General features: G+C 47.6%; 24 protein-coding genes and 2 other annotated features. Of the genes, 17 read left to right on the forward strand and 7 right to left on the reverse strand.

Translation table 11 applies throughout. From position 1 onward, the window contains the following. Positions 1–33 precede the first annotated feature (33 nt). Both ftsH and OZ401_RS01315 read right to left on the reverse strand, forming a co-directional pair. Positions 34–1,998, reverse strand: a complete 1,965-nt coding sequence (ftsH, locus tag OZ401_RS01310; protein WP_341468908.1) for an ATP-dependent zinc metalloprotease FtsH — start codon at positions 1,996–1,998, stop codon at positions 34–36. A gap of 370 nt (positions 1,999–2,368) precedes the next feature. Continuing rightward, positions 2,369–3,274, reverse strand: coding sequence for a tetratricopeptide repeat protein (locus tag OZ401_RS01315; RefSeq protein WP_341468909.1), 906 nt, complete (start codon positions 3,272–3,274; stop codon positions 2,369–2,371). A gap of 391 nt (positions 3,275–3,665) precedes the next feature. On the opposite strand from OZ401_RS01315, the gene OZ401_RS01320 reads away from it, so the two are divergent. Beyond that, the gene (locus OZ401_RS01320) at positions 3,666–4,583 is read left to right on the forward strand and encodes a hydroxymethylglutaryl-CoA lyase (RefSeq protein WP_341468910.1); all 918 of its coding nucleotides are present in this window, start codon (positions 3,666–3,668) and stop codon (positions 4,581–4,583) included. Positions 4,584–4,623: 40 nt separating this feature from the next. On the opposite strand, the gene OZ401_RS01325 is transcribed toward OZ401_RS01320, so the two are convergent. Beyond that, positions 4,624–4,878: a hypothetical protein gene (locus tag OZ401_RS01325; RefSeq protein WP_341468911.1), complete on the reverse strand. Its 255-nt coding sequence runs from the start codon at positions 4,876–4,878 to the stop codon at positions 4,624–4,626. Positions 4,879–4,904: 26 nt separating this feature from the next. On the opposite strand from OZ401_RS01325, the gene OZ401_RS01330 reads away from it, so the two are divergent. Then, entirely contained in the window at positions 4,905–5,102 is a 198-nt protein-coding gene (locus OZ401_RS01330; protein ID WP_341468912.1) for a hypothetical protein, read from the forward strand. A 150-nt stretch (positions 5,103–5,252) separates the two neighbouring features. Here the strand turns inward: OZ401_RS01330 and OZ401_RS01335 are convergent, their stop codons facing one another. Together OZ401_RS01335 and OZ401_RS01340 are read right to left on the reverse strand one after the other, a co-directional pair. After that, positions 5,253–5,579 (reverse strand): hypothetical protein, encoded by a 327-nt coding sequence (locus tag OZ401_RS01335; protein WP_341468913.1) that lies wholly within the window; start codon positions 5,577–5,579, stop codon positions 5,253–5,255. Then, complete coding sequence (locus OZ401_RS01340) at positions 5,566–6,501, reverse strand: hypothetical protein (RefSeq protein ID WP_341468914.1); 936 nt, start codon at positions 6,499–6,501, stop codon at positions 5,566–5,568. Before OZ401_RS01340 ends, OZ401_RS01335 begins: the two co-directional genes overlap by 14 nt. 316 nt (positions 6,502–6,817) lie before the next feature. After that, positions 6,818–7,077: a binding site (T-box leader), on the forward strand. A gap of 54 nt (positions 7,078–7,131) precedes the next feature. On the opposite strand from OZ401_RS01340, the gene trpE reads away from it, so the two are divergent. From trpE to aroF, 13 genes are all read left to right on the forward strand, one after another. Next, the gene (trpE, locus tag OZ401_RS01345) at positions 7,132–8,643 is read left to right on the forward strand and encodes an anthranilate synthase component I (protein ID WP_341468915.1); all 1,512 of its coding nucleotides are present in this window, start codon (positions 7,132–7,134) and stop codon (positions 8,641–8,643) included. Between the two features lie 38 nt (positions 8,644–8,681). After that, a complete protein-coding gene (locus OZ401_RS01350) occupies positions 8,682–9,251 on the forward strand; it encodes an anthranilate synthase component II (protein WP_341468916.1) in 570 nt (189 codons plus the stop codon). A 12-nt stretch (positions 9,252–9,263) separates the two neighbouring features. Next, positions 9,264–10,250, forward strand: a complete 987-nt coding sequence (trpS, locus tag OZ401_RS01355; RefSeq protein ID WP_341468917.1) for a tryptophan--tRNA ligase — start codon at positions 9,264–9,266, stop codon at positions 10,248–10,250. Positions 10,251–10,303: 53 nt separating this feature from the next. Then, a complete protein-coding gene (trpD, locus tag OZ401_RS01360) occupies positions 10,304–11,335 on the forward strand; it encodes an anthranilate phosphoribosyltransferase (RefSeq protein WP_341468918.1) in 1,032 nt (343 codons plus the stop codon). A 12-nt stretch (positions 11,336–11,347) separates the two neighbouring features. Further along, positions 11,348–12,181 (forward strand): indole-3-glycerol phosphate synthase TrpC, encoded by an 834-nt coding sequence (gene trpC / locus OZ401_RS01365; RefSeq protein ID WP_341468919.1) that lies wholly within the window; start codon positions 11,348–11,350, stop codon positions 12,179–12,181. After that, positions 12,168–12,854: a phosphoribosylanthranilate isomerase gene (locus tag OZ401_RS01370; protein WP_341468920.1), complete on the forward strand. Its 687-nt coding sequence runs from the start codon at positions 12,168–12,170 to the stop codon at positions 12,852–12,854. The genes trpC and OZ401_RS01370 overlap by 14 nt, the downstream gene beginning before the upstream one ends. A 14-nt stretch (positions 12,855–12,868) precedes the next feature. Further along, positions 12,869–14,104 carry a tryptophan synthase subunit beta gene (trpB, locus tag OZ401_RS01375; protein ID WP_341468921.1) on the forward strand — a complete coding sequence of 412 codons (1,236 nt, stop codon included), beginning with the start codon at positions 12,869–12,871 and terminating at the stop codon, positions 14,102–14,104. After that, on the forward strand, positions 14,104–14,727 hold the full coding sequence (locus OZ401_RS01380) for an HAD-IB family phosphatase (protein ID WP_341468922.1): 624 nt from the start codon (positions 14,104–14,106) through the stop codon (positions 14,725–14,727). The genes trpB and OZ401_RS01380 overlap by 1 nt, the downstream gene beginning before the upstream one ends. A gap of 16 nt (positions 14,728–14,743) precedes the next feature. Then, positions 14,744–15,145: a DUF4267 domain-containing protein gene (locus OZ401_RS01385; protein WP_341468923.1), complete on the forward strand. Its 402-nt coding sequence runs from the start codon at positions 14,744–14,746 to the stop codon at positions 15,143–15,145. After that, positions 15,142–15,936: a tryptophan synthase subunit alpha gene (trpA, locus tag OZ401_RS01390; RefSeq protein ID WP_341468924.1), complete on the forward strand. Its 795-nt coding sequence runs from the start codon at positions 15,142–15,144 to the stop codon at positions 15,934–15,936. Before OZ401_RS01385 ends, trpA begins: the two co-directional genes overlap by 4 nt. A gap of 75 nt (positions 15,937–16,011) precedes the next feature. Next, on the forward strand, positions 16,012–16,800 hold the full coding sequence (map, locus tag OZ401_RS01395; protein ID WP_341468925.1) for a type I methionyl aminopeptidase: 789 nt from the start codon (positions 16,012–16,014) through the stop codon (positions 16,798–16,800). Between the two features lie 54 nt (positions 16,801–16,854). Then, positions 16,855–17,136 (forward strand) — a binding site (T-box leader). Next, positions 17,097–17,258 carry a hypothetical protein gene (locus OZ401_RS01400; RefSeq protein ID WP_341468926.1) on the forward strand — a complete coding sequence of 54 codons (162 nt, stop codon included), beginning with the start codon at positions 17,097–17,099 and terminating at the stop codon, positions 17,256–17,258. It overlaps the preceding feature by 40 nt. Before the next feature lie 118 nt (positions 17,259–17,376). Beyond that, positions 17,377–18,417, forward strand: coding sequence for a 3-deoxy-7-phosphoheptulonate synthase (aroF, locus tag OZ401_RS01405; RefSeq protein WP_341468927.1), 1,041 nt, complete (start codon positions 17,377–17,379; stop codon positions 18,415–18,417). A gap of 63 nt (positions 18,418–18,480) precedes the next feature. Here aroF and OZ401_RS01410 read toward each other — a convergent pair whose 3' ends face one another. Both OZ401_RS01410 and OZ401_RS01415 read right to left on the reverse strand, forming a co-directional pair. Further along, positions 18,481–18,909, reverse strand: coding sequence for a cyclic nucleotide-binding domain-containing protein (locus OZ401_RS01410; RefSeq protein ID WP_341468928.1), 429 nt, complete (start codon positions 18,907–18,909; stop codon positions 18,481–18,483). Between the two features lie 108 nt (positions 18,910–19,017). Beyond that, a complete protein-coding gene (locus OZ401_RS01415; protein ID WP_341468929.1) occupies positions 19,018–19,725 on the reverse strand; it encodes a class I SAM-dependent methyltransferase in 708 nt (235 codons plus the stop codon). A 301-nt stretch (positions 19,726–20,026) separates the two neighbouring features. On the opposite strand from OZ401_RS01415, the gene OZ401_RS01420 reads away from it, so the two are divergent. Beyond that, the gene (locus OZ401_RS01420) at positions 20,027–21,304 is read left to right on the forward strand and encodes a tyrosine-type recombinase/integrase (RefSeq protein WP_341468930.1); all 1,278 of its coding nucleotides are present in this window, start codon (positions 20,027–20,029) and stop codon (positions 21,302–21,304) included. A gap of 101 nt (positions 21,305–21,405) precedes the next feature. Beyond that, on the forward strand, positions 21,406–21,861 hold the full coding sequence (locus OZ401_RS01425) for a GatB/YqeY domain-containing protein (protein WP_341468931.1): 456 nt from the start codon (positions 21,406–21,408) through the stop codon (positions 21,859–21,861). The last annotated feature ends 34 nt before the right edge of the window (positions 21,862–21,895 follow it).

The raw sequence follows: 21,895 nt of genomic DNA on the forward strand, positions 1-21,895 counted from the left end.
CTCGCTCCTCGTTTCGATAAATTTGTGTTACTTCTATGCCGAACCGGTGGCAGGGCGTAAAGCTCCCGGAATGATCTGGTCTTTGTAGATAGCTGCTGCTGCCTGACCTTCGTTTAGGGCAGCTGGCTCTACGCGGAACAACGGCTTAGGTTCAGGGCGTTTGGTGTCAAACATTGCCTCGAAATCTTCCCCTTCGAGAGTTTCGCGCTGAATTAATAACTCAGCAACCTCAATGAGTTTCTCGCGGTTTTCGCCCAAAATCTTCTTGGCGCGTTGGTAGTTAGCGTCAATTATTGAACGAACCTCTTTATCGATCTCGTAGGCGATTTCATCCGAGTAGTTGCGCTGCTCGCTGATTTCGCGTCCGAGGAAGATGAGTTCATCTTTTTGACCAAAAGCTACAGGACCAAGCTTTTTGCTCATACCGTATTGAGTTACCATTCGACGCGCCATATCGGTTGATTTCTCAATGTCGTTGCTTGCGCCGCTGGAAATCTCGTTGAAGATAATTTCTTCGGCAGCGCGACCACCCAGACCCCAAGCAATTTGATCTTCAAATTGCGCTTTGGTGCCTAAGAAACGGTCTTCGCTTGGCAGTACACGAGTATAACCACCCGCCATACCACGCGGTATAATCGAGATTTTGTGAACCGGGTCTACATTAGCCAGCATACGCGCGACTAAAGCGTGACCAACTTCATGGTAAGCAGTAATCGCTTTTTCCTTGTCAGAAATCACACGACTTTTGCGTTCAGGTCCGGCGATAACACGGTCAATTGCTTCTTCCAACTCGCTCATGCTGATGCTTTTCTTGTTGCGGCGGGCTGCCAGAATAGCCGCTTCATTGATTAGGTTCTCAAGGTCTGCGCCACTGAAACCCGGCGTTTGTTTTGCCAGAGTTTCCATTGAAACTTCCTTGTCGAACGGTTTGCCGCGTGAATGCACATCCAGAATAGCCATACGACCGCGAATGTCAGGGCGATCCAGTACTACTTGTCGGTCAAAGCGACCGGGACGCAATAGCGCAGGGTCAAGCACGTCAGGGCGGTTGGTAGCGGCTATCATAATTACATTGGTATTGCTATCAAAGCCGTCCATTTCCACCAGAATCTGGTTTAGAGTTTGCTCACGTTCATCGTGGCTTCCACCCAGACCAGCGCCACGTTGGCGACCTACCGCGTCAATTTCGTCGATGAAGATAATGCAGGGCGAATTGCGTTTAGCCTGATCAAACAGGTCACGCACGCGGCTTGCGCCCACACCCACAAACATTTCTACAAATTCACTACCGCTGATGCTGAAGAAGGGTACGCCTGCTTCGCCTGCCACCGCTTTGGATAGCAAGGTCTTACCAGTGCCCGGAGGACCTACCAACAACACGCCTTTAGGGATACGCGCTCCCAATGCAGCGAATTTATCAGGATATTTGAGGAATTCCACCACTTCTGCCAATTCTTGCTTGGCTTCATCCGCACCGGCAACATCGTTGAAGGTTACGCTGGGCTTGTTGCCCATAAACATACGGGCACGACTTTTGCCAAAAGAAAGCGCCTGATTGTTGCTACCTTGCGCCTGTCGCATCATAAATACCAGCACCCCAATGAATAACAGAGTAGGGAGCAAGAAGGTTAGGGTATTAAGAATACCACCCCACTGGGAAGACTCGTTTACTTTGAGGTTAAAGCTGGATTTAGTCAGGTCAACTCCGGCGTTGCGTAGCAAAGAACCGAAATCGGTAACACCGGTCTCACGGCGGAAAACTTTTTCGGTGCCATCGGTGTATCGGATTCTACCAACATCACTATCGTTGGTAATGACAATTTCTTTGATTTTGCTGCTTTGATTTGGGTCTGCGGCAGTTCTGATAACTTCACCTAATGTAATGGTGTTGTTACTATCTTTGCTACCATTACCCAGAATGGTGAAGAACAGTGCAAGTACGGCTACCATGATTATCAGGTAGACGAAACTGTTCCTTAACCATTTATTTTCACCCATAAATAACCTCCGCTGTCACTTCGCCCGGCTCCCGGGTCAGGGAATTAACTGGTTGCCTTTCCGCGCTGCCAAGACGAGGGGAGCTTTGAGCAGGGCAGAAGTGAATTATTATTATGACCATAATGGTCAGGTATTTTTATATAAAAAAGCAAAAATCGGTTTCATTAACTGAAAATACCCCTTCAATTATAACAAACCTTATTTGAAAAAGCCATTTGCATAAAGCCTGTTCAAGCAAACACTAACAAAAGGTTCACTAATCAGGTTATCTGTAATAAGAACTTACGCGCTGCCAGTTTTGAAAGTTTCATATTTTGCCAGCATACTCTATCTATCAAGTGTTAGAGTTATGTTAGTTTTTTCTGGTTTCTTATCGGGGGGGCAGGTCATGTCCGTTCAGAATCTCATCAAAGCGGGGGTTTCCTCGCAAGTGATCGAGTTTATCGTCTTCCAACGCCCACTCGCGCACTCCTTCGGTATCTAATGCCGCAGCACGTCCCAAATGGTAAAGCGATTCACTTATTCTGAAATTTTCGGCATAAAAACAAGCTAGGTGGTAATGTGCCAGCAAATATTCGGGGTCAATTTCTATAGCCTTAAGCAAGGAGGTTTCGGCGCGCTCGGATTCTTCTAGCATAATGGCAGACAGTCCCAGATTATGCCATGCAATCTGGTCGTTAGAGTCTATTTTTAGGATAGACTCAAGTTGTTGCGCCGATTGGTGATAGTCGCCTTGTTCCCAGAAAATATCAGAGAGCTTAAAACGGGCACGGGTATCCTCTGTTTTTTGCTGGATAGCTTTTCCCAGAGATGAAATCGATTTGGAAATTTCACCACGCTCGTAGAGAATTTCGCCCATAACTCGCCAGGCATCGGGATAGTTGGGGTCTGTGTCAAGCGTTTTTTCAAGAAAAAAGTGGGCGGTATCTAATCCGTTCTGAAGCAAAAAATAACCCAAATTGTATAAAACTTCGGGGCGTTTGGGGTCAAGACGGAGTGCCTGTACATAGTGCATCAAGGCATCTTGGTAATTACCTTGTTCAGCGCAAATTGTGCCGAGGTTATCGTGAAGGGCGGGCCAATTAGGGGCGTATTCAAGGGCTTTACGCACCTCTGCTTCCGCATCCGCGAACCGTTCGGCTTCATAGTACACTTTAGCGCGATCATTATGCCCACGCGCCAATTGCATCAGATGTTCATCAGATGCTTCAAAACCGCTTTTATTTTCGCTGCTTTCCCACTCAAAAGACTGTGGATGGTTTTTGTCTCCCATCATCCTACCCGGTTACTCCCCTGAAATTCACTTCGCCTTTTCAAACTAGCCTATTATAACAGTTCTGAACAAGAGTGTGCATGGAAATACCTTTTCGAGCAGGGCGGATGCAAGTTCGGAAGGGGAGTGTAACCATACGGGTTCATATCCTTTCAGGGCACAGGCAGGCAGTGGGATGCCTGCCGAGGCCGCAAGGGGTGTTCTCTTGAACTAACCCCTCTCTACTTTTTTCCGGCGGGAGCAGCAGGTTATTGCCCTAAAAACGTTTCTTGCAATAGCCCTGCCCAATCAAGCGAGTTACTAAAACACTTCGCCATATTTTGACAAACTGAGGAAGCCATTCTAATAATTGTTCCATTAGCAAATAAGTGTTTAATTCAGCCAGAAGGGAATTATGAAATTACCTAAAACCGCTAAAATTCATGAGGTTGGTCCTCGCGATGGGTTGCAGAACGAGAAAGCGCCTGTTTCTACAACAGATAAAATCGCGCTGGTAAATGCACTGGCGCAAGCGGGTTTGACAAGCATTGAATACGGGTCTTTTGTAAGCCCTAAATGGGTTCCGCAAATGGCAGATAGTGATGAGGTAGGTCGCCTTATTACTCGTTTGCCGGGTATTAGTTACCAGGCATTGGTTATGAATATGAAGGGCTATGAACGAGCCAAAGCAACTGGGATGGATTCGGTTAACATCGTTACGGGTGTTAGCGAGACTTTTAACCGCAAAAATATGAACGCTGGCGTGGATGAGTCGCTGGAAAACTACCGTCCCATAATTGCCCAGGCGCGTCAAGATGGGATTCAGATTACGGCGTATGTATCCACTGCTTTCGGTTGCCCTTACGAAGGAGAAATACTTTTCGCAAATGTTCTAGAGGTTAGCCGGAAATTCTTGACGATGGGGGCGGATGAAGTGATTTTGTCCGATACTATTGGTTGCGCGCATCCTAAACAAGTTAGCGAGTTGCTAGCTATGCATCTTGAGCATATCCCGGTGGATAAACTCGGTGTGCACTTTCATGATACGCGCGGTTTAGCATTGGCAAACGTGTTGGCGGCGCTTCAGCTGGGAGTGAATCGCTTTGATGGTTCAGTAGGAGGAATGGGTGGTTGTCCCTTTGCGCCCGGTGCACAGGGTAACGTCTGTACCGAAGATTTGGTTTTTATGCTAGAGGAAATGGGTGTCGAGACAGGCGTGAATGTTCCCGCGCTTATTGAAGTGTCTCGCACGGTTGAAGGGTTGTTAGGACGTGCCTTGCCCGGTCATATCAAAAGCGCAAAACACAAGCCCAGTTATTTGGAGAGAAAATAATGCGGTGTAGATTCAAGCAACTTATCTTTGGCAAGGTATCTTACGCTTTGTAAATCGCACGTTTAAATTCATTGAGCATTGTTGAGTGCCAGTCGCGCTTTCCTTGCCGCAATTCGCTCTCAACTGCTCCCAAATAGTGACCGCAGGTTACACAAAAAACTGCTATCAGAGTTTCGCTTTCCTCTTCATCGTCATAATCATAAATCATTTCAGTTTCATCGAAAGGATAAACAGGTTCACTGGCAAGATTGGTGCTGCTGCAATGTGGGCATTTCCCACTAATTTTGTTTTCCATGGCTTTCACTCCTTTTGAGAGGTGAATTGCGGAAGGAGGCAATTCCGCGTGTACTGAGCGCACTGAAGAAGCTAAGAAAACTGGCAAAACTCAAAATGCTGCCAAAACTTGCAATGCTGGTTAATGATAGCAAACTGAACGAACTACCAATAGATAGAATACTGTTGGAACTGCCAATGGAGAGTACACTATTGAAACTACCGATTGAGAGTATGCTATTATAACTTCCTATGCTAAGGATACTGTGTTTTTTGCTTTTTTTACCAATCTTACTAGCTATATCTTGTGCTAATTTTCCATTAGCAATAGGGCTATCGGCGAGTTCCATTTTTTTTCTAGCCTCCATAGTTTCCTCCTTGTTTTCGAAATGAAGACTATCTTTTCGAGCGGGTACGCATAAAAGGCACCGTCACTGATAATATTACCAGTAACAGGAAGATTCCGGCAAGAATGAGTATGGCAGGAGGTCCACCCCCTTCGGTTTTGGGGCTTTCAGGTTTTGGAGTTGGCGTAGGTAGCGGCGTAGGTGTCGGTGGTATAGGCGAGGGAGTTGGGGCAACCGCAGTAATTGTAGCTTGCAAGAGGATATTATTTCCGGCAGTAACCGGCGTTAAGAATATAAAAACGGCTATAATTCCCAACACCATTACAAGTAATGTGAGGATTAAAAGCCGTTTGATTGGAAAGTTATTTACTCGCATTCTTGCTGTTTAACACCACATCGCGCAAATTTTCAAGCGCGGCATTTTCACTGGAGAAAGTATCGGTCATTTGATTTTTTAGGTCAAAGGCTGAATTCCAGAGCGTTTGGTTATTGGTGTTCAAACCATCTTTAAGTCGAGCGTAATACATCTGACGGGTATATAACATATCCAGCATTCGTTGCTGATGTATTTCCGCTTCGGGTGGCACTAACCCCTGATCTTTCATAACCCTGAGTTGATTAATTGTACTCTCAATCACCTTCAAGGTTTCATCACAAGCACGTACAAAACGTTCTTTGTTGTTAGGGTTACGCCAATAGGTAAAGTTGCTTTTATCCGGCACATCTCCGGCAGTGATACGGAAGTTTTCAATTGCTTGTGTTATATTGCCACGCACCGGTAGAACTTGCTGGTAATATTTCATAGCAGGGGTAGTGGCTACTGGAGTAGCATCGGTTTTGCCCTTGAATAGAAATAGATTGCCCGCCAACATAAAAGCCAAAAACCCAAGAATAATAGCAGGTAAAACCCAGCGTCTTTTACTACGCCAGTATTTGTTGAAAGCGGCTGCCAGAAAATCCTGAGCTTGATATAGGAACTCGGAGAATCCCGGTGTAGCTCTTGCGGAGACCTGCCTTCTCGCAATATTGGCTTCGTAGTAAGGGGAATGTAACCCGGAAGGTATATAGATAACCTTGTGGCAGAGATCGCATTTCTGAACAAGACCACGCCTTGCCGTCTCATCCGAATTTTCATTCTCACAAGATTTGCAGACAATTACACCCCGGTCGTAGCCTACCCATGGAAGGGCAGATTCGGGTTCGTTACGCGCTTTTTCTGCTTCAAGCCCACATGCGGTACAACGCTGCAACCCACCCGGAAAATTATTACCACAACGAGGACAATGCTGTTCTGGCAAGCGTTTTGGTAATTTTATAGGCTCGCTAAAGTCGGAGTAATCTTTAAAGTATTGATTATAATTTCTGATAGGACGCGCCCTCCATAACAGGCAAACTCACGATACATTAACGACGCATCGTTGCCGTAGTTTGGTAGCCTTTCAGATGAGATTTTAAGCAGTTAAGATACCCTATGTATAATTTGGATTCTAACCCCATGTGAAAATTTTGTCAAATGTTGTTAAGGTATTTTAATTGCTTTTGTGTTTTGCTTCGGGGTAGTTGACAGACCGGAAAAGGGATGTTATATTTTTCTACAGTTAAATAGTGACCTTTTGAAAAACTATGAACAGAACGAGTAAGCTTGAAAGCGAAGCTTCAGAGAGTCCGGTAAGGTGTGAGCGGGCGCTGGCGCGTAGGCTGAATGGATCTGGGAGTTGCAAACCGAACGTTTACCCAAGTAGGCTTTGCCGGAGTCCCTCCGTTACAGGGGAAAGGTATCGGCGTAACAGCCCGTACCCGTTGAGAAGCTGTTCTGTGAAGGCAGCTTGAAGAAGGGTGGTAACACGAGAGTAAGGTTTACTCCCGTCCCTTTATGGGATGTGGGGTTTTTTGTTTTATACGGCAAATTGAGTAAATGAGGTATAGCTATGCAGAGCGGTCAATACATACCCAGCCTTGAACAGGTAAAAACACTGGCAGGCAAAGGGAATATCACCCCGGTATACCGCGAGATTTTTGCAGACCTTGAAACGCCCGTTTCAGCCTATCTGAAAGTGTGTCGTGATGAGCCGCACAGCTTTTTGCTGGAAAGCGTTGAGGGTGGGGAACGTCTGGCGCGTTACAGTTTTATGGGTTACAACCCCTACCTGACTTTGCGCTTAGATAAGGGCGTGGCAAATGCTCGCCAACATGGCTATAAGCAAAGCATTAACTATGATGACCCACTTCAAGTTATTTCTAGTTACCTCCGCGCCTATGAACTGGTGGAAATCCCTGAGTTGACCAAAGAACTGCCCCGTTTTTACGGTGGGGCAGTGGGTTACCTGACCTATGAGACGGTGCGCTATTTCGAGAAATTACCCTCTCCTGAAAATGATGGACTTGGTATTCCAGAGGGCATTTTCGTGTTTTGTGATACCGTATTGGTTTTTGACCATCTAAAAAGGCGCATCAAAATAGTCTCACATGTGCATTTGGATGGTAGCGATCAGGAAATTGAAGCCAGCTATAAGGATGCGATAGCGCGTATCGAGAAACAAGTTGAGCGTCTCGAAGGTCCTTTACCACTTGAACTGATTAAGGGGAAGATGGAAGGCTTTAGTGATGGGGCTGTAACCAGCAACGTTACTAAAGAACAGTATATAGAGCGGGTTGAGAAGGCTAAAGAATATATTCGCGCCGGGGATATTATTCAGGTTGTACCTAGCCAGCGTCTCTCACGCCCAACCAGCGCAAAAGCCATCAACCTTTATCGGGCGTTGCGGGCGGTAAACCCCTCACCTTATATGTATTATCTGCACTTTCCTGAAGTTGATATTATCGGAGCATCGCCGGAATTGCTGGTGCAAGTCGAGAACGGCGTGGTTAGCACCCACCCGATTGCCGGAACGGTGCGGCGTGGCGGTAGTGACGAAGAAGACCGCGAGTTGGGCGCAACCCTCGCTGCCGATGAAAAAGAGCGTGCCGAACATGTGATGTTGGTGGATTTGGGGCGAAATGACATTGGGCGGGTGAGCGTGCCGGGTACGGTGAAGGTTACCCAATTAATGGATGTAGAACGCTACTCGCATGTTATGCACCTTGTTTCTCATGTGGAAGGTCAACTGAAATCGGATATGACTGCTTACGAGGCGTTGAGCGCGTGCTTTCCTGCTGGAACGGTCAGCGGCGCACCCAAAATCAGGGCGATGGAAATAATCGCAGAATTAGAGAACGACAAACGCGGTTTGTACGCGGGGGCGGTGGGTTATTTCAGCTTCAGCGGTAACCTTGATACCGCTATTGCTATTCGTACCATTGTATTAAAAGATGGGGTGGCGCATGTTCAGGCGGGTGGTGGGGTCGTAGCCGATAGTGACCCTGAGAAGGAATATCAGGAGACCTTGAACAAGGCTTACGGGATGCTCAAAGCGCTTGATGAAGTGGAAAAGTTGGCATGAAGTATTTTAGGATATATTTTTAAGGGTAGGTGGCGTGTATGCTGTTGATGATTGATAATTACGACTCCTTTACCTATAATCTGGTGCAATATTTTGCCGAGCTTGGCGAAGAAGTGTTGGTGTACCGCAATGATGCCATTACCCTCGATGAAATCAGCCGCATAAAGCCAGCGCGCATCGTTATTTCGCCCGGTCCCGGCGAACCCAAAGATGCAGGAGTAAGTGAAGATGTTATCCGGCAATTTGGTACCGGAATACCTATACTCGGAGTTTGCTTGGGGCATCAGGCAATCGGTGAGGTTTTTGGCGGTACAGTGGAACGCGCTCCTGAACTGATGCATGGCAAAGTCAGCCCGATTCATCACAACGGGGAAGGCGTGTTTGCGGGTATTCCGCAGAATTTTAAGGCGACTCGTTACCATTCGCTGGTGGTGCGCCAAAGTGACCTGCCTTCCGAATTGGAAGTGACTGCCTCTACAGAGAGCGGTTTGATTATGGGCTTGCGGCATCGCCAATATCCGATTCACGGCGTTCAGTTCCACCCGGAGAGCATTTTAACCGAAAACGGTAAAGATTTACTCCGTAACTTTTTATCAATTAAAAACTAGCGAGGTCATAGAATGGGCAAAAGTGCCTTTAGCGGTATCCAACCTAGCGGTGATATGCATATCGGCAACTATCTGGGCGCAATTCGCAACTGGGTAGTTGATTATAATACTGACGAGAGCATTTATTGTATCGTAGATTTGCACGCCATTACCGTGCCACAAGACCCGGAATTATTGCGAAATCGCATCCGCAGCCTGACTAAAATTTATATCTCCTGTGGGCTTGATATAAATAAAGTGGCAATTTTCGTGCAATCGCATATCAAAGAGCATGCCGAATTGGGCTGGATTTTCCAATGCCTGACCCCGCTTGGTTGGGCAAGTCGCATGACTCAATATAAAGAAAAGAGCGCGGATAAAAAAGAACAATCCAGCGTAGGTTTGCTGGCTTACCCCATGCTGATGGCGGCGGATATTCTGTTGTATCAGGTGGATGGCGTTCCGGTAGGCGATGACCAGAAGCAGCACGTAGAATTGACCCGCGACATTGCTCAGAAATTCAATCGCGAGTACGGCGAAGCTTTCAAAGTCCCCGAACCGTGGATTAGAGATTCGGGCGCACGTGTAATGGCTCTGGATGAACCTACTAAGAAGATGAGCAAAAGCGGTGGACCAAACAACGCTATTATGCTGCTCGACTCGCCTGCTGTAATAAAGTCTAAAATTATGAAGGCTACTACCGATAGCGGCAGAGAAATAAAATTTAACCCGGAACAGGCGGGCTTATACAATCTGCTTACCATCTATGAGCTTTTTGCGCCCGGTAATCCAACCCGCCCTGAAATTGAGGAGCAATTTGCCGGGCAAGGTTACGGCGGACTCAAGAAAGCAACGGTTGAAGTAGTGGTGGAAGGCTTGCGCCCCATTCAAGAGAAATATGCTGAGCTTTCCAAAGATGAGGGCTATGTTGAGCAGATTTTGAAGGATGGCGCGGATAAAATTCGCCCAATTGCAGCTAAAACCTTGTCTGAAGTAAAGCAGCGGATGGGTATCGGTTAGTTAGAGCGGCTGAATAATTAAGTGCAAAGCAAACCCAATAAAAGAGAAGCACAATGATTAGAGAAGCAATTGCGAAACTGGTAAACGGCGATTCACTCAGCTATGAAGAAGCTGCCGCCTCTATGGAAATGATAATGACCGGAGAGGCAACCCCCGCGCAGGTGGGGAGCTTCCTGACTGCCCTTCGTATGAAAGGCGAATCGGTGGATGAGGTGGCAGGGCTTGCACAGGTGATGCGCGAGAAAGCTACTGTGGTTCACCCCCCCACTAACTTGAATCGCCCGTTGGTGGATGTGGTGGGTACAGGGGGAGATGGCAAGCACACCTTTAATATCAGTACTACCGCCGCTTTTGTAATTGCGGGTGCAGGTGCGGCAGTTGCCAAGCATGGCAATCGGGCTGCCAGTAGCCGTTGCGGTAGCGCCGATGTGCTGGAAGCGTTGGGGGTAAATATCAATCTGAAACCGGAACAGGTCGCTGCTTGCATTGAGAAAGCCGGCATCGGTTTTATGTTTGCACCGCTTTTCCACCCTTCCATGAAGTACGCTGGTCCAGTCCGGCGTGAAATCGGCATCCGCACCGTCTTTAATATCCTTGGACCTTTGACGAACCCGGCAAGGGTGCGCCGACAATTGTTAGGCGTACCTGATCCGGCTATTGCCGCAAAGATGGCAGCCGTTCTGAAGCGATTGGGCTGTGACCATGCGATTGTGGCATGTAGCTCGGATGGAATGGATGAGATTAGCATTGCCGCTTCCAGCCACTTATATGAAGTACGTGCCGATGGTAATATGCATGAGCAGGTTATCAAACCCGAAGATTTTGGCTTTAACCGGGCTGAGTTAGATACTATGTTGGGTGGCACTGCCGAGCAGAATCGCGAGATTACCCTGCGCATTTTGCAGGGCGAAAAAGGCGCACAGCGGGATGTGGTTTTGCTTAACGCGGCGGCGGCTTTAATGGTTGCCGACCTTGCCGGAGATATGTGGCAGGGTATCGAAATGTCGGCTCAGTCAATTGATAGCGGCGCAGCTTATGCCAGTTTGAACTCACTGGTAGCAGTTAGCCAGAGCTTTGCAGCGTAGGAGCTTGCTGATATGGGCGATATTCTTACCGAAATAATCCAGCAAAAACGGCTGGAAGTAGCGCAAGCCAAATTGACCGAGCCGGAAAAAGCCTTGTTAGCGAGAGAGCAAGCTTTGCCGCCCCCGCTAGATTTTGCAGCGGCGTTGCGTAAACCGCGCTTTGCTATTCCGGTGGCATTGATAGCCGAGATTAAAAAGGCTTCTCCTTCCAAAGGGTTGATAGCGCCTGATTTTGACGTTGAGAAAATCGCGGGGGCATACAGTGCGGCAGGCGCAAGCGCGATGTCAGTTCTTACCGACGAAAAGTTTTTTCAAGGTCATTTGAGTTACATAGAGGTAGCAAAAAAGAGTAGCGGCGGGCGTGTGCCTATTTTGCGCAAGGATTTTATAATTGACGAATATCAGGTCTTGCAAGCGCGGGCGTATGGGGCTGATGCCATATTGTTAATTATGGCAGCGTTGGATGATGCAACGGCTACAATGCTCCAAGAAAAGGCGCAGAGCTTCGGACTGGGCGTGTTGGTAGAAGTGCATGATGCGGCTGAATTGCAACGCGCTTTGTCTATTGGCGCAGATATAATCGGCATCAATAACCGCAATTTGCACACTTTTGAGGTTGATTTGCAGACTACCGCGCGGCTTGTGCCGAACATCCCATCGGGTAAGATTATCGTCAGTGAGAGCGGGATAGCCCGGAATGAAGATATAGTTTTACTAGCGCAAACAGGGGTGCATGCGGCATTGGTGGGAGAGTCGCTGATGCGGGCGGCTTCAACTGCACAGGGCTTAGATATACATGCGCTTCAAACCATGATTCACGAACTGTTTAGAAATGCCGAAAGTTAAGGTTAAAATCTGCGGGGTAAAGACACTGGAAGCGGTGCAAGTGGCGGCACAATCCGGAGCGTCTTTCGTGGGGTTGGTGTTTTATCCGCCCAGTCCTCGCTACCTCACATTAGAAACGGCTCGCGAAATATTGAGTGTATTGCAGCAATTACCAGATGCGCCAAAGTCAGTAGGGCTTTTCGTGAATGTAAGCGTGGCTGAAATGGTTGAAACTGCTGAGAAATGCGCACTGGCTTACCTGCAACTGGCAGGCGATGAAACGGTTGAATTATGTCGGGCAGTTGCTAAGGTGCATCCTGTGATAAAATCGATACGGCTGAAGCCACCCTTGACTTTAGATGAGGCGCTTACTGCTGTTGCTCCCTACGCTGAACTGGAAAATGTGACCGTTCTACTGGATGCTTACAAGTCTGGTTTTTATGGCGGTACAGGCGAGCGCGGGGATTGGGAGATTGCGCGGGAAATTGCGCGGCGTTGGCGTTTGATTCTGGCGGGAGGGCTAACTCCTGAGAATGTAGCGCAGGCGGTAACGGCAGTGCAACCATGGGGAGTAGATGTGAGCAGTGGGGTGGAAAAAGACGATCAACCCGGTATAAAAGACTTGGAAAAAATAAGAAAATTTGCGAAACATGCTTTAAGCGTGCAAAATAAGATAAATCACTCAACATTTTAAGGAAGTGAGCAAAAATGACCCAATTGGCTGACCTGCAAACCGGAGATGAAAGCCATTATAATTACCCAGATGCGAATGGACATTTTGGTAGTTTCGGCGGCAAATACGCTCCCGAAACTCTTATGCCCGCGCTTACCGAATTGGAAGAAGCGTATGTGGCGGCTAAAGCAGACCCTTCTTTTAATGCCGAATTGCAACAACTGGCGAAGGATTATATTGGCAGACCGACCGCTCTTTACCATGCAAAGGGATTGAGCCGGGAACTGGGCGGGGCGCAAGTCTATCTGAAGCGGGAAGACCTAGCGCATACCGGGGCGCATAAGATTAATAATGCGCTGGGGCAGGGATTGTTGGTCAAGCGGATGGGAAAGAAGCGCGTAATTGCCGAAACCGGGGCAGGGCAGCATGGGGTTGCTACTGCTACCGTCTGTGCCATGCTTGGGCTGGAATGTGTAGTTTACATGGGCGAGGTGGACATTCAGCGACAGGCATTAAATGTATTCAGGATGAAGTTATTAGGGGCGGAAGTCCGCAGCGTTACCAGCGGTAGCAAAACCCTTAAAGATGCTATCAACGAAGCTATTCGCGATTGGGTCACTAATGTGAATACTACCCATTATTTAATCGGTTCGGCAGTAGGGATGCACCCCTACCCATTGATGGTGCGCGATTTCCAGTCTTGTATCGGTAGCGAGGCTCGTCAGCAGATTCAGGAACAAACCGGACGCTTGCCCGATTATGTGCTTGCTTGCGTGGGTGGTGGTTCAAACGCTATCGGCACTTTCTATCCCTTTGTAGAAGATGCAGGTGTTAAGCTCATAGGGGTGGAAGCCGGAGGCAGCGGGGTGGAAAGCGGCAAACATTCCGCCACATTGGTTGCGGGTAGGGTTGGAGTTTTGCATGGCTCAAAGTCTTATTTATTGCAGGATGAAAACGGGCAAATAATTGAAACCCATAGTATCAGCGCGGGTTTGGATTATCCCGGTGTTGGACCTGAGCATAGTTTCCTGAAAGAAATAGGACGCGCCGAGTATGTAGCTATTACCGATGAAGAGGCGTTGGATGGCTTTAAACTACTCTGTCGCACCGAGGGGATTATCCCGGCGCTAGAACCTTCGCATACTTTGGGCTATGTCAAAAAGCTCGCCCCTACTTTGCCAAAAGATAGTATTATTCTGGCAACGCTTTCAGGGCGTGGCGATAAAGATATTTTTACGGTAGCCGATGCTTTCGGGGTGAAGTTACACTAATGTTGCTACTTTGTGATTTTGACGGCACAATTACCGAACAGGACATTACTAATTTAATCTGGGATCACTATCTCGATTATGATTGGCGCGAAGATTTGATACCGCACTTTCGGGATGGCAAATTCAACCATTTTGAGCTTATGGCGATAGGCTACGAGCCGATTACCACACCGGAGAGTGAACTGCTGGATTATGTGCGTCCATTGGTGCAATATCGCGCCGGTTTTGAACAATTGGTGGACTTTTGCAAGGAGAAGGAATTTCATTTCGCGGTTGTAAGTGGTGGACTAGATTTTTATATTAAGCCCTACTTGCCATTGGAAATTCCATGCTACTCCTATACCGCCGAGTTAAACGGGCATTGGGAAGTAAAGTTACCGATTGGGGTGACTCCTGAAGAAGGCGAGAATTATAAAGTGTTTGTTCTAGAGAAACTCAAACGCGAATATGGTGATCGAGAAGTAATATTTCTGGGGGACGGGCGCAATGATTTTCAGGCAGCCCAACATGCCGACCGAGTTTTTGCAGTGACAGGCAGTAATCTTGCACAATTATGCCGCGAGGCTAATATACCCTGCATCGAGTTTGATGATTTTCATGAAGTAGTAGCACTATTGAAATAAGGGGAATGTAGAAGTTATGAAAAAAGCAATCGCTTCATTATTAGGGTTGGCAACCCTAGGCGTGGGTATAACCGGAATTGTTTCACCGAAGTTTTTAAGCAAGGTGATGGGCGTAAAAGCCCCAGAAGCTAGCCACTTTTTGCTTCGTGCCATAGGTGTTCGAGATGTGGCATTTGGTCTTGGGATTTTGGCACATCGCAACAAACCGCGTGAGGCGGCATTTTGGGTTTATTCTATAGGTGCGGTAGTGGCGGCAGATGGTATAGGCAGATTACCGGGCGTGAAAAATGAAGGAGTGAGAGCCGAGGTTTATCAGGCTGCTGGTGTTGCAACCGCTTGTTTCATTACCGGATTTTTGCTTTCCAGTTCGGTAATCGAAAAAGAGGAAACTCCGGCTCAAGTGGGTGAGAAAAAATGAGTAGGATTAAGGCTGCTTTTGAAAAAATCAAGGCAGAAGGGCGCGGCGCGTGTATCGCCTACGTTACTATAGGTTTCCCGCATCTTGAGGATACTGTGCCGTTAACGCTGGCGTTGCTGGAAGCCGGAGCCGATATGGTGGAACTGGGCGTGCCTTTCAGCGACCCTTTAGCAGATGGTCCGACTATACAGCATGCTAGCCATATCGCTCTTGAAAATGGAGTTACTCGCCAATTTTGCTTTGAAGTGGCAAGGGAGATTCGCCAGAAAACCGACAAACCCTTGCTTTTTATGGGCTATTTTAACCCGATTTTTTCGTATGGCGCTGCCAGATATATTGAAGAATGTGCGGCTGTCGGGATTGATGGTTTGATTGTGCCCGATCTGGCGTTGGAAGAAACGGATGAATTGTTAGGCTTGTGTCGCGAAAAGCAAATAGACTTGATCCAGTTTATTGCGCCTACCAGCACCGATGAGCGCATCCGCAAAGCGGCAGAGGTTGCCAGTGGCTTCATCTATTGCGTTTCGATTACCGGAGTTACCGGGGCGCGTACCAACTTGCCCGACTATCTGCCCGAATACATAAACCGGGTACGCAGTTTTAGCGATAAACCGCTGGTAATAGGTTTCGGTATTAGTAGCCATGCGCATTTCGTTCAGGCTACCGGGCTGGCGGATGGGGCGGTTTGTGCTAGCGCTTTGCTGGATGCTATTGAGAAAGCGCCGGAGAGCCAATTGATAGCGACAGGTGTAAACTTTATTAGAAATCTGACCGGAACAAGCAAAAATTAGGACTTGCCAAATCTTTTAAAATCAAAATGCCCGAATAATAATTTGTATAGTTTTGAGAGGGAAATTTTTAGAAAGATGGTTATCTGCAAATCGAAAGCCGAAATAGCCGAAATGCGTGAAGCGGGGCGCATTGCAGGGCACACGTTGGATGTGCTGGCAACATATATTCGCCCCGGTGTAACCGCCAATGAACTGGATAAAATCGCCGAGGAGACAATCCGTTCGCAGGGTGGTATCCCCACTTTTAAAGGTTATGACCCCGGACAACGCGGCTATGACCCGAAATTCAGAGGCTACAACGGCTATCCCAGTACAATTTGTATCTCATTCAATGAAGAGATCGTACATGGTATTCCAAGCAAACGCGCTTTAAAAGAAGGCGATATTATCGGAATTGATATTGGCGCCACCTACAAGGATTGGGTTGGGGATACCGCTCGCACTTTTATGGTGGGAAAAGTATCCGATGAAGCGCGAAAGTTGGTGGAAGTAACCGAGCAGTCGCTGCACATTGCTATCGAAAAGATGCGGCTTGGCAGTTATTTGTTTGATATTTCAAATGCTATCGCCGATTATGTGGATCAGTTCGGATACGGCATTGTCCGCGATTATTGCGGTCATGGGGTTGGACATCGCATGCACGAAGACCCTAACGTGCCACATAACCGACAACAAACCCGCGGAATGGCTCTTCGGCGCGGTATGGTGCTGGCGATTGAACCGATGATTAACCTAGGCACTCACCAGACCCGCGTCAAACCCGATAAATGGACGGTAGTGACGGCAGATGGCTCACTTTCGGCTCATTTTGAGCATACCATAGCGATTACCGACGGCGACCCTATAGTGTTAACGTTACCTTAATAGTATTGACAACGGCTATGCTATTATGCCATAATCTTCCACAATCGAATAAGGTTATTGACGGTGAAAGAGACATAGTAGCACAGCCCGGTAACTTTCAGAGAGCGGTTGGTGGGTGCGAAACCGCAGCACTGGTTGTAAGCGAATTTCCCTCTAGAGTCGATGGTACAAAGCGATTAACTATCGCAAGTAATATCATCCGGGTGCGCCCGTTACAGCGACGGGCTATTCAACCCACTTTTCAGAGCGGGGGCGTAGTTGGCAAGGTTGTGGCAGGAATGCTGCGGCGAAGTAAGGTGGTACCACGAGATGGTTTTGAGGCTTCTCGTCCTTACACTGCAAGCTCAAGGGAGCAAGGCGCAGTGATACATAAGGGGCGAGGGGTTTTTTATTTCCCGGTTAATTTACCCCATCACTGCATAAAATTCCCCGAACGCTGGCGTGGTTGGCGTTACTAAACCCGCCGAACCAGATTGGTTTGTTTTTTTCATAATTAAAACGTTCATAATTTTTAACAACACATGTTGTTAACCTAGGGGAACTTGTATCACCTAGGGCAAGAAAGGAAAGCCTTCGATGATTGTAGTGATGAAAACCGGCACCCCTGAACATGAAATTCATGAAGTTATTAAACGTATAGAGGAACAGGGCTTGATTGCACACCCGATTTTTGGTGCAGAACGTACTGTCGTTGGTGTGGTCGGCTCATCTTTCAGACAGGATTTAGCCGATATGTTGAGTTCCGTAGAAGCGGTGGAATCGGTAATACCGGTTAGTAAAAAATACAAGCTCGCCAGTCGCGAATTTCACCCGGTTTCTACTACCTTTAAGGTGGGTGATGTTGTTATCGGTGGTGAAGAAGTGGTGGTGATGGCAGGTCCATGCTCAGTGGAGAACGAAGAGCAAATTGTCACCACTGCCCGCGCTGTTAAAGCTTCTGGCGCTCGCATCTTACGAGGCGGAGCATTCAAACCGCGCACTTCTCCTTACCAGTTTCGCGGCATGGGAGAAGATGGGTTGAAATTGCTAGCAACCGCTCGTGCCGAGACCGGGCTTCCGGTTATTACCGAAGTACTGACTCCCGCCGATGTGGAACTGGTGGCGCAATATGCCGATATATTGCAAATAGGGGCGCGCAATATGCAAAACTTTTTGTTGCTGGAGGAGTGCGGTCGTAGCAATAAGCCAGTTTTGCTCAAGCGCGGTATTAGCGCCACCATTGAAGAGTGGTTGCTGGCGGCAGAATACATCCTGAACGCCGGGAATAAAGAAGTAATGCTGTGCGAACGCGGTATTCGAGGCTACGACACAATGACCCGCAATATCTTTGACTTAAGCGCCGTACCGTTGGTGAAGAAGTTGAGCCACCTGCCGGTAATCGCCGACCCCAGCCACGCCACCGGAAAGTGGTATTTGGTAGAACCGATGGCGATGGCATCAATAGCTTGCGGCGCGGATGGCTTAATTATTGAAGTGCATCCGAACCCCGACCACGCTCTCAGCGATGGACCGCAATCGCTAACTCTGGAGAATTTTGCCAAACTTATGCCCAAGGTGGAAAAAATTGCCGTAGCCACCGAACGGCATGTCCTTCCGAGGCTTTCGCAAGCAAGATAATTTTTAGAACCGAAATATAAAAGCAGGGGCGATGTAAGCCCCTCTTTTTATTTGAGCCGCATTCTAAACTTCGTGGGCAGCTTTGGTATAACGCTTGGCTATAACCGGGAGCATATGCACTGCAATAGTGGGATTGCTTTCAATTGCGCCGTTGAAATGCCAGCGAGTAATTACATAACAGGTGCTTGGTTCTGCGGCAATTACAGTGGCAGAGCGAGGGGTTTCCTCGAATAGCGCCAGTTCTCCGAAAAATTCACCTTCTCCAATTTCGGCTACTTTTTTCGGTGTTCCGTCTATCACTTTTTGAATTTCGACCAGCCCGGAAGCCACAATGTAAAACCCGATTCCATCATCGCCCTGCTTTACAATCGTATCACCCGCTTCAAACTGGCGCACCGTAATGATTTTTGAGATGAGACCAAGATGGTGTTTGTCCATGCCGGAAAACAAAGACACTTGCTTGAGTACCTCAATGATATGTTTCTCGTCCATTTAATACCCTGCTCTCTGTACTTAGAAGAAAAATAACTAGGAATTTAGAGGTATCTTAGCAACTCTTGAAGCGATTTACAATATTCTGATAAGCTCAAATTCAATTAGCTATACTTGCGCCCAGCCTATCACAAATAGCTTACGGGTGGTCAGGCGCGCACTGGCTTTACCTACGCCCGCTACTTCTTCTAACAGCAATTTTAATCGCTCAGGGCTGTAGCGAATTTTTAGCACTCCTCTAACCCGCCCATCCTTGAATTCTCGTTGCTGAATCTCTTCATCCGGTCGGTCGGGAAACGGCGCGGATTCCAGCACAAGAATATGCCCACCCGGTCGCAAGACTCTTTTAACCTTTTGCATAAATCCTGCCGCTCTTTCGGCTGGAACATGCCCAAGCCAAAAGCTCAGCAAAACGCCATCAAAGCTATGGTCGGCAAAGGGAAGATGGTAGGCATCTCCCCGTATCAGGCTAACCGCTTCAACCAACTCCAATTCCAAAAGCCGGGCATGTGCCATTTCTAGCATCGCACTCGACCAATCTAAAGCTACGATATGCGCGTCGGAAGGTAAAGTACGGGCGAGTTGCGAAGTCCACCAACCCGTGCCGCAGGCAAGGTCAAGTGCGCGCACCCCACTAGTATGCGGCAAACTGGCGGCGAAATGAGTTACTTCTCTGCCGAGTTCGTGGACTTGCGCCAGAAAAACGGCATTGGAAGAAGGTTCGTAAAATTTGCCATGCCTCGTCCAATAGTCATCATATCCGGCGGCGGTTTCATGGTAATAGAGGCGCATTGCCCCGTCTAACTGGTCATTCATAGGCTTACCTTGCAACCTTTCTACTTACCCTGAAATTGTATCACAGGGGCGTCGCAAGAGGGTTGAAATGATTCAGCCATTGATTCACTGAATCGATTCATGAATCAATCGGCATGCTGATTCAGGCTAAATTAGAATCAAAACAAACTCATCATGACGCACAACTGAATGTATATACATTCAAAGCGTAATAAAATTGACATAAAATTCGTTATAAAAATACCCTTAAACCCCTTTTCTCGTTTTACATAATGTGCTAAAATAACATCAATTAAAAGCCTTGCGTTAAAAGAGGGTGTATATGATGCAGAAAAGGATTGACGAATTCCTTAAGTCTCTTACGGACGAGAAGGACTTTTCTGACAACACTTTAGCGGCATACAGTAACGATTTGACCCAGTTCCGGCAATTTCTTCAGAATGAAATCAACGAGTTAATTGCCGATAACGTGAGCCAGCTTGATTACCCTTTTGAATCCAATGGGAGCAGCGCAAAGCGCTCAAATGCGCGGAAGCGGCGTACCGCTGAGCCTTCCAACGGAACCAATGGGACTAACGGGCATTATGTTCATGTGGCTGAACCAGTTAAGTTAATTAATGGTCGGCACTATGATAGCGATTATGGCTCGGAACTAGAAGAAATTGATGCTGAGGACAAAGTTGTCGCGGGTGGGGTTCAGGGAAGTAAAATAGGAATATCCGAAAGAAACAAAGCTCTTACCGACTGGCATGAAATCGGTAAAGAGGATATTGTAGATTACATACTGTTTCTTAAGGAACGCGCCTATGCTACTTCTACCGTAGCGCGCAAGATAGCAGCTATCAAGTCCTTCTTTCACTATCTGGCAGATCATGGGTTGGTTGATTTTGATGCAACCGAAAACCTTGATTCGCCTAAGGTTAACAAATACCTGCCAAAAGCTATTTCGGTTAACGAAATCCACCTTTTGTTAGAGCAGCCGGATAAGCACCAAACCCCTGAGGCAGTGCGCGATAAAGCAATGCTTGGTTTGTTGTATGCTACCGGGATGCGTGTTACCGAATTGGTTTCATTGGATTTGGAAGATGTCGATCTCGTAAGCGGCAAGGTTAAGTGTCTGGGTAAATCTAATAAATCGCGCATGATTCCAATTCCTGAGGAACAACACATCAGCCTTGTGGAATACCTAAATGTGGTACGTCCTCATCTGGTCGGCGCAAATAACGAAATTGCCGTTTTTGTCAATCATCGTGGCAAACGGCTGACTCGTCAGGGCTTCTGGCTAATTCTGAAAGCCTATGCCAATCAAGCCGGAATTTCAGATATTACTCCTCATACTTTGCGTCATAGCTTTGCGGCTCATATGCTTGGAGATGGTGAGAATCTGCGACGGGTACAGGAATTACTGGGACATGCCAGCATCAGCACCACCCAGATTTACACCCAACTTAATGCGGAAACACGTCGTTCTGACCCTAACCGGGTTATTAGCATCGGTGGTAAAGAAGTGGCTATTAACGCAGAGGATGTGGCTCCCGCAGTTCCTCCCAAACGGGGTAGAGGAAGACGCAAGGCGGTAATTGCCGCAACCGGAACTTAGTTCTCTGACCAATTTCCCATTGGACTGGGAAATCAAAATGGTATAATGAAATCCGGTTCAGGTGAGCCGGATTTTTTAATTTCTAAGGAGAGATGCTAACAATGGGTTTGAAAGAACAGTTACAAGCGGATATGGTTGCTGCGATGAAGGGTGGCGACAAAGCTCGTACCGATGCAGTACGCTTGATAAAAGCGGCTATTCAGCGTTTTGAGCTTGACCACACCGACTCAAAAAGCCCGCTCTACGGTAAGCCGATTACGGAAGATGATTATCTCGGCGTAGTGGCTAAGGAAATTAAGCAGCGGCGCGAGTCGATTGAGCAGTTCCGCAAGGGTAATCGCGAGGATTTGGCAGAGAAGGAAGAGGCTGAAATACGTATCTTTGAAGTATATTTGCCTCGCCAACTCACGCGCGATGAGATAACCCTGCTTGTAAGCTCTATAATTGAGCGCGAAGGCAAAGAATTCAAGAAAGTTATGCCTTTAGCTGCGAAAGAATTTAAAGGCAAGGCGGATGGAAAACTGGTAAGCGAGGTTGTACGCGAACTAACCAGTTAAAAAGCCTGGCGGGCTGCTTCTGGGCAGTTTCGAG

This window comes from Candidatus Chlorohelix allophototropha (assembly GCF_030389965.1).
Lineage (GTDB): Bacteria > Chloroflexota > Chloroflexia > Chloroheliales > Chloroheliaceae > Chlorohelix > Chlorohelix allophototropha.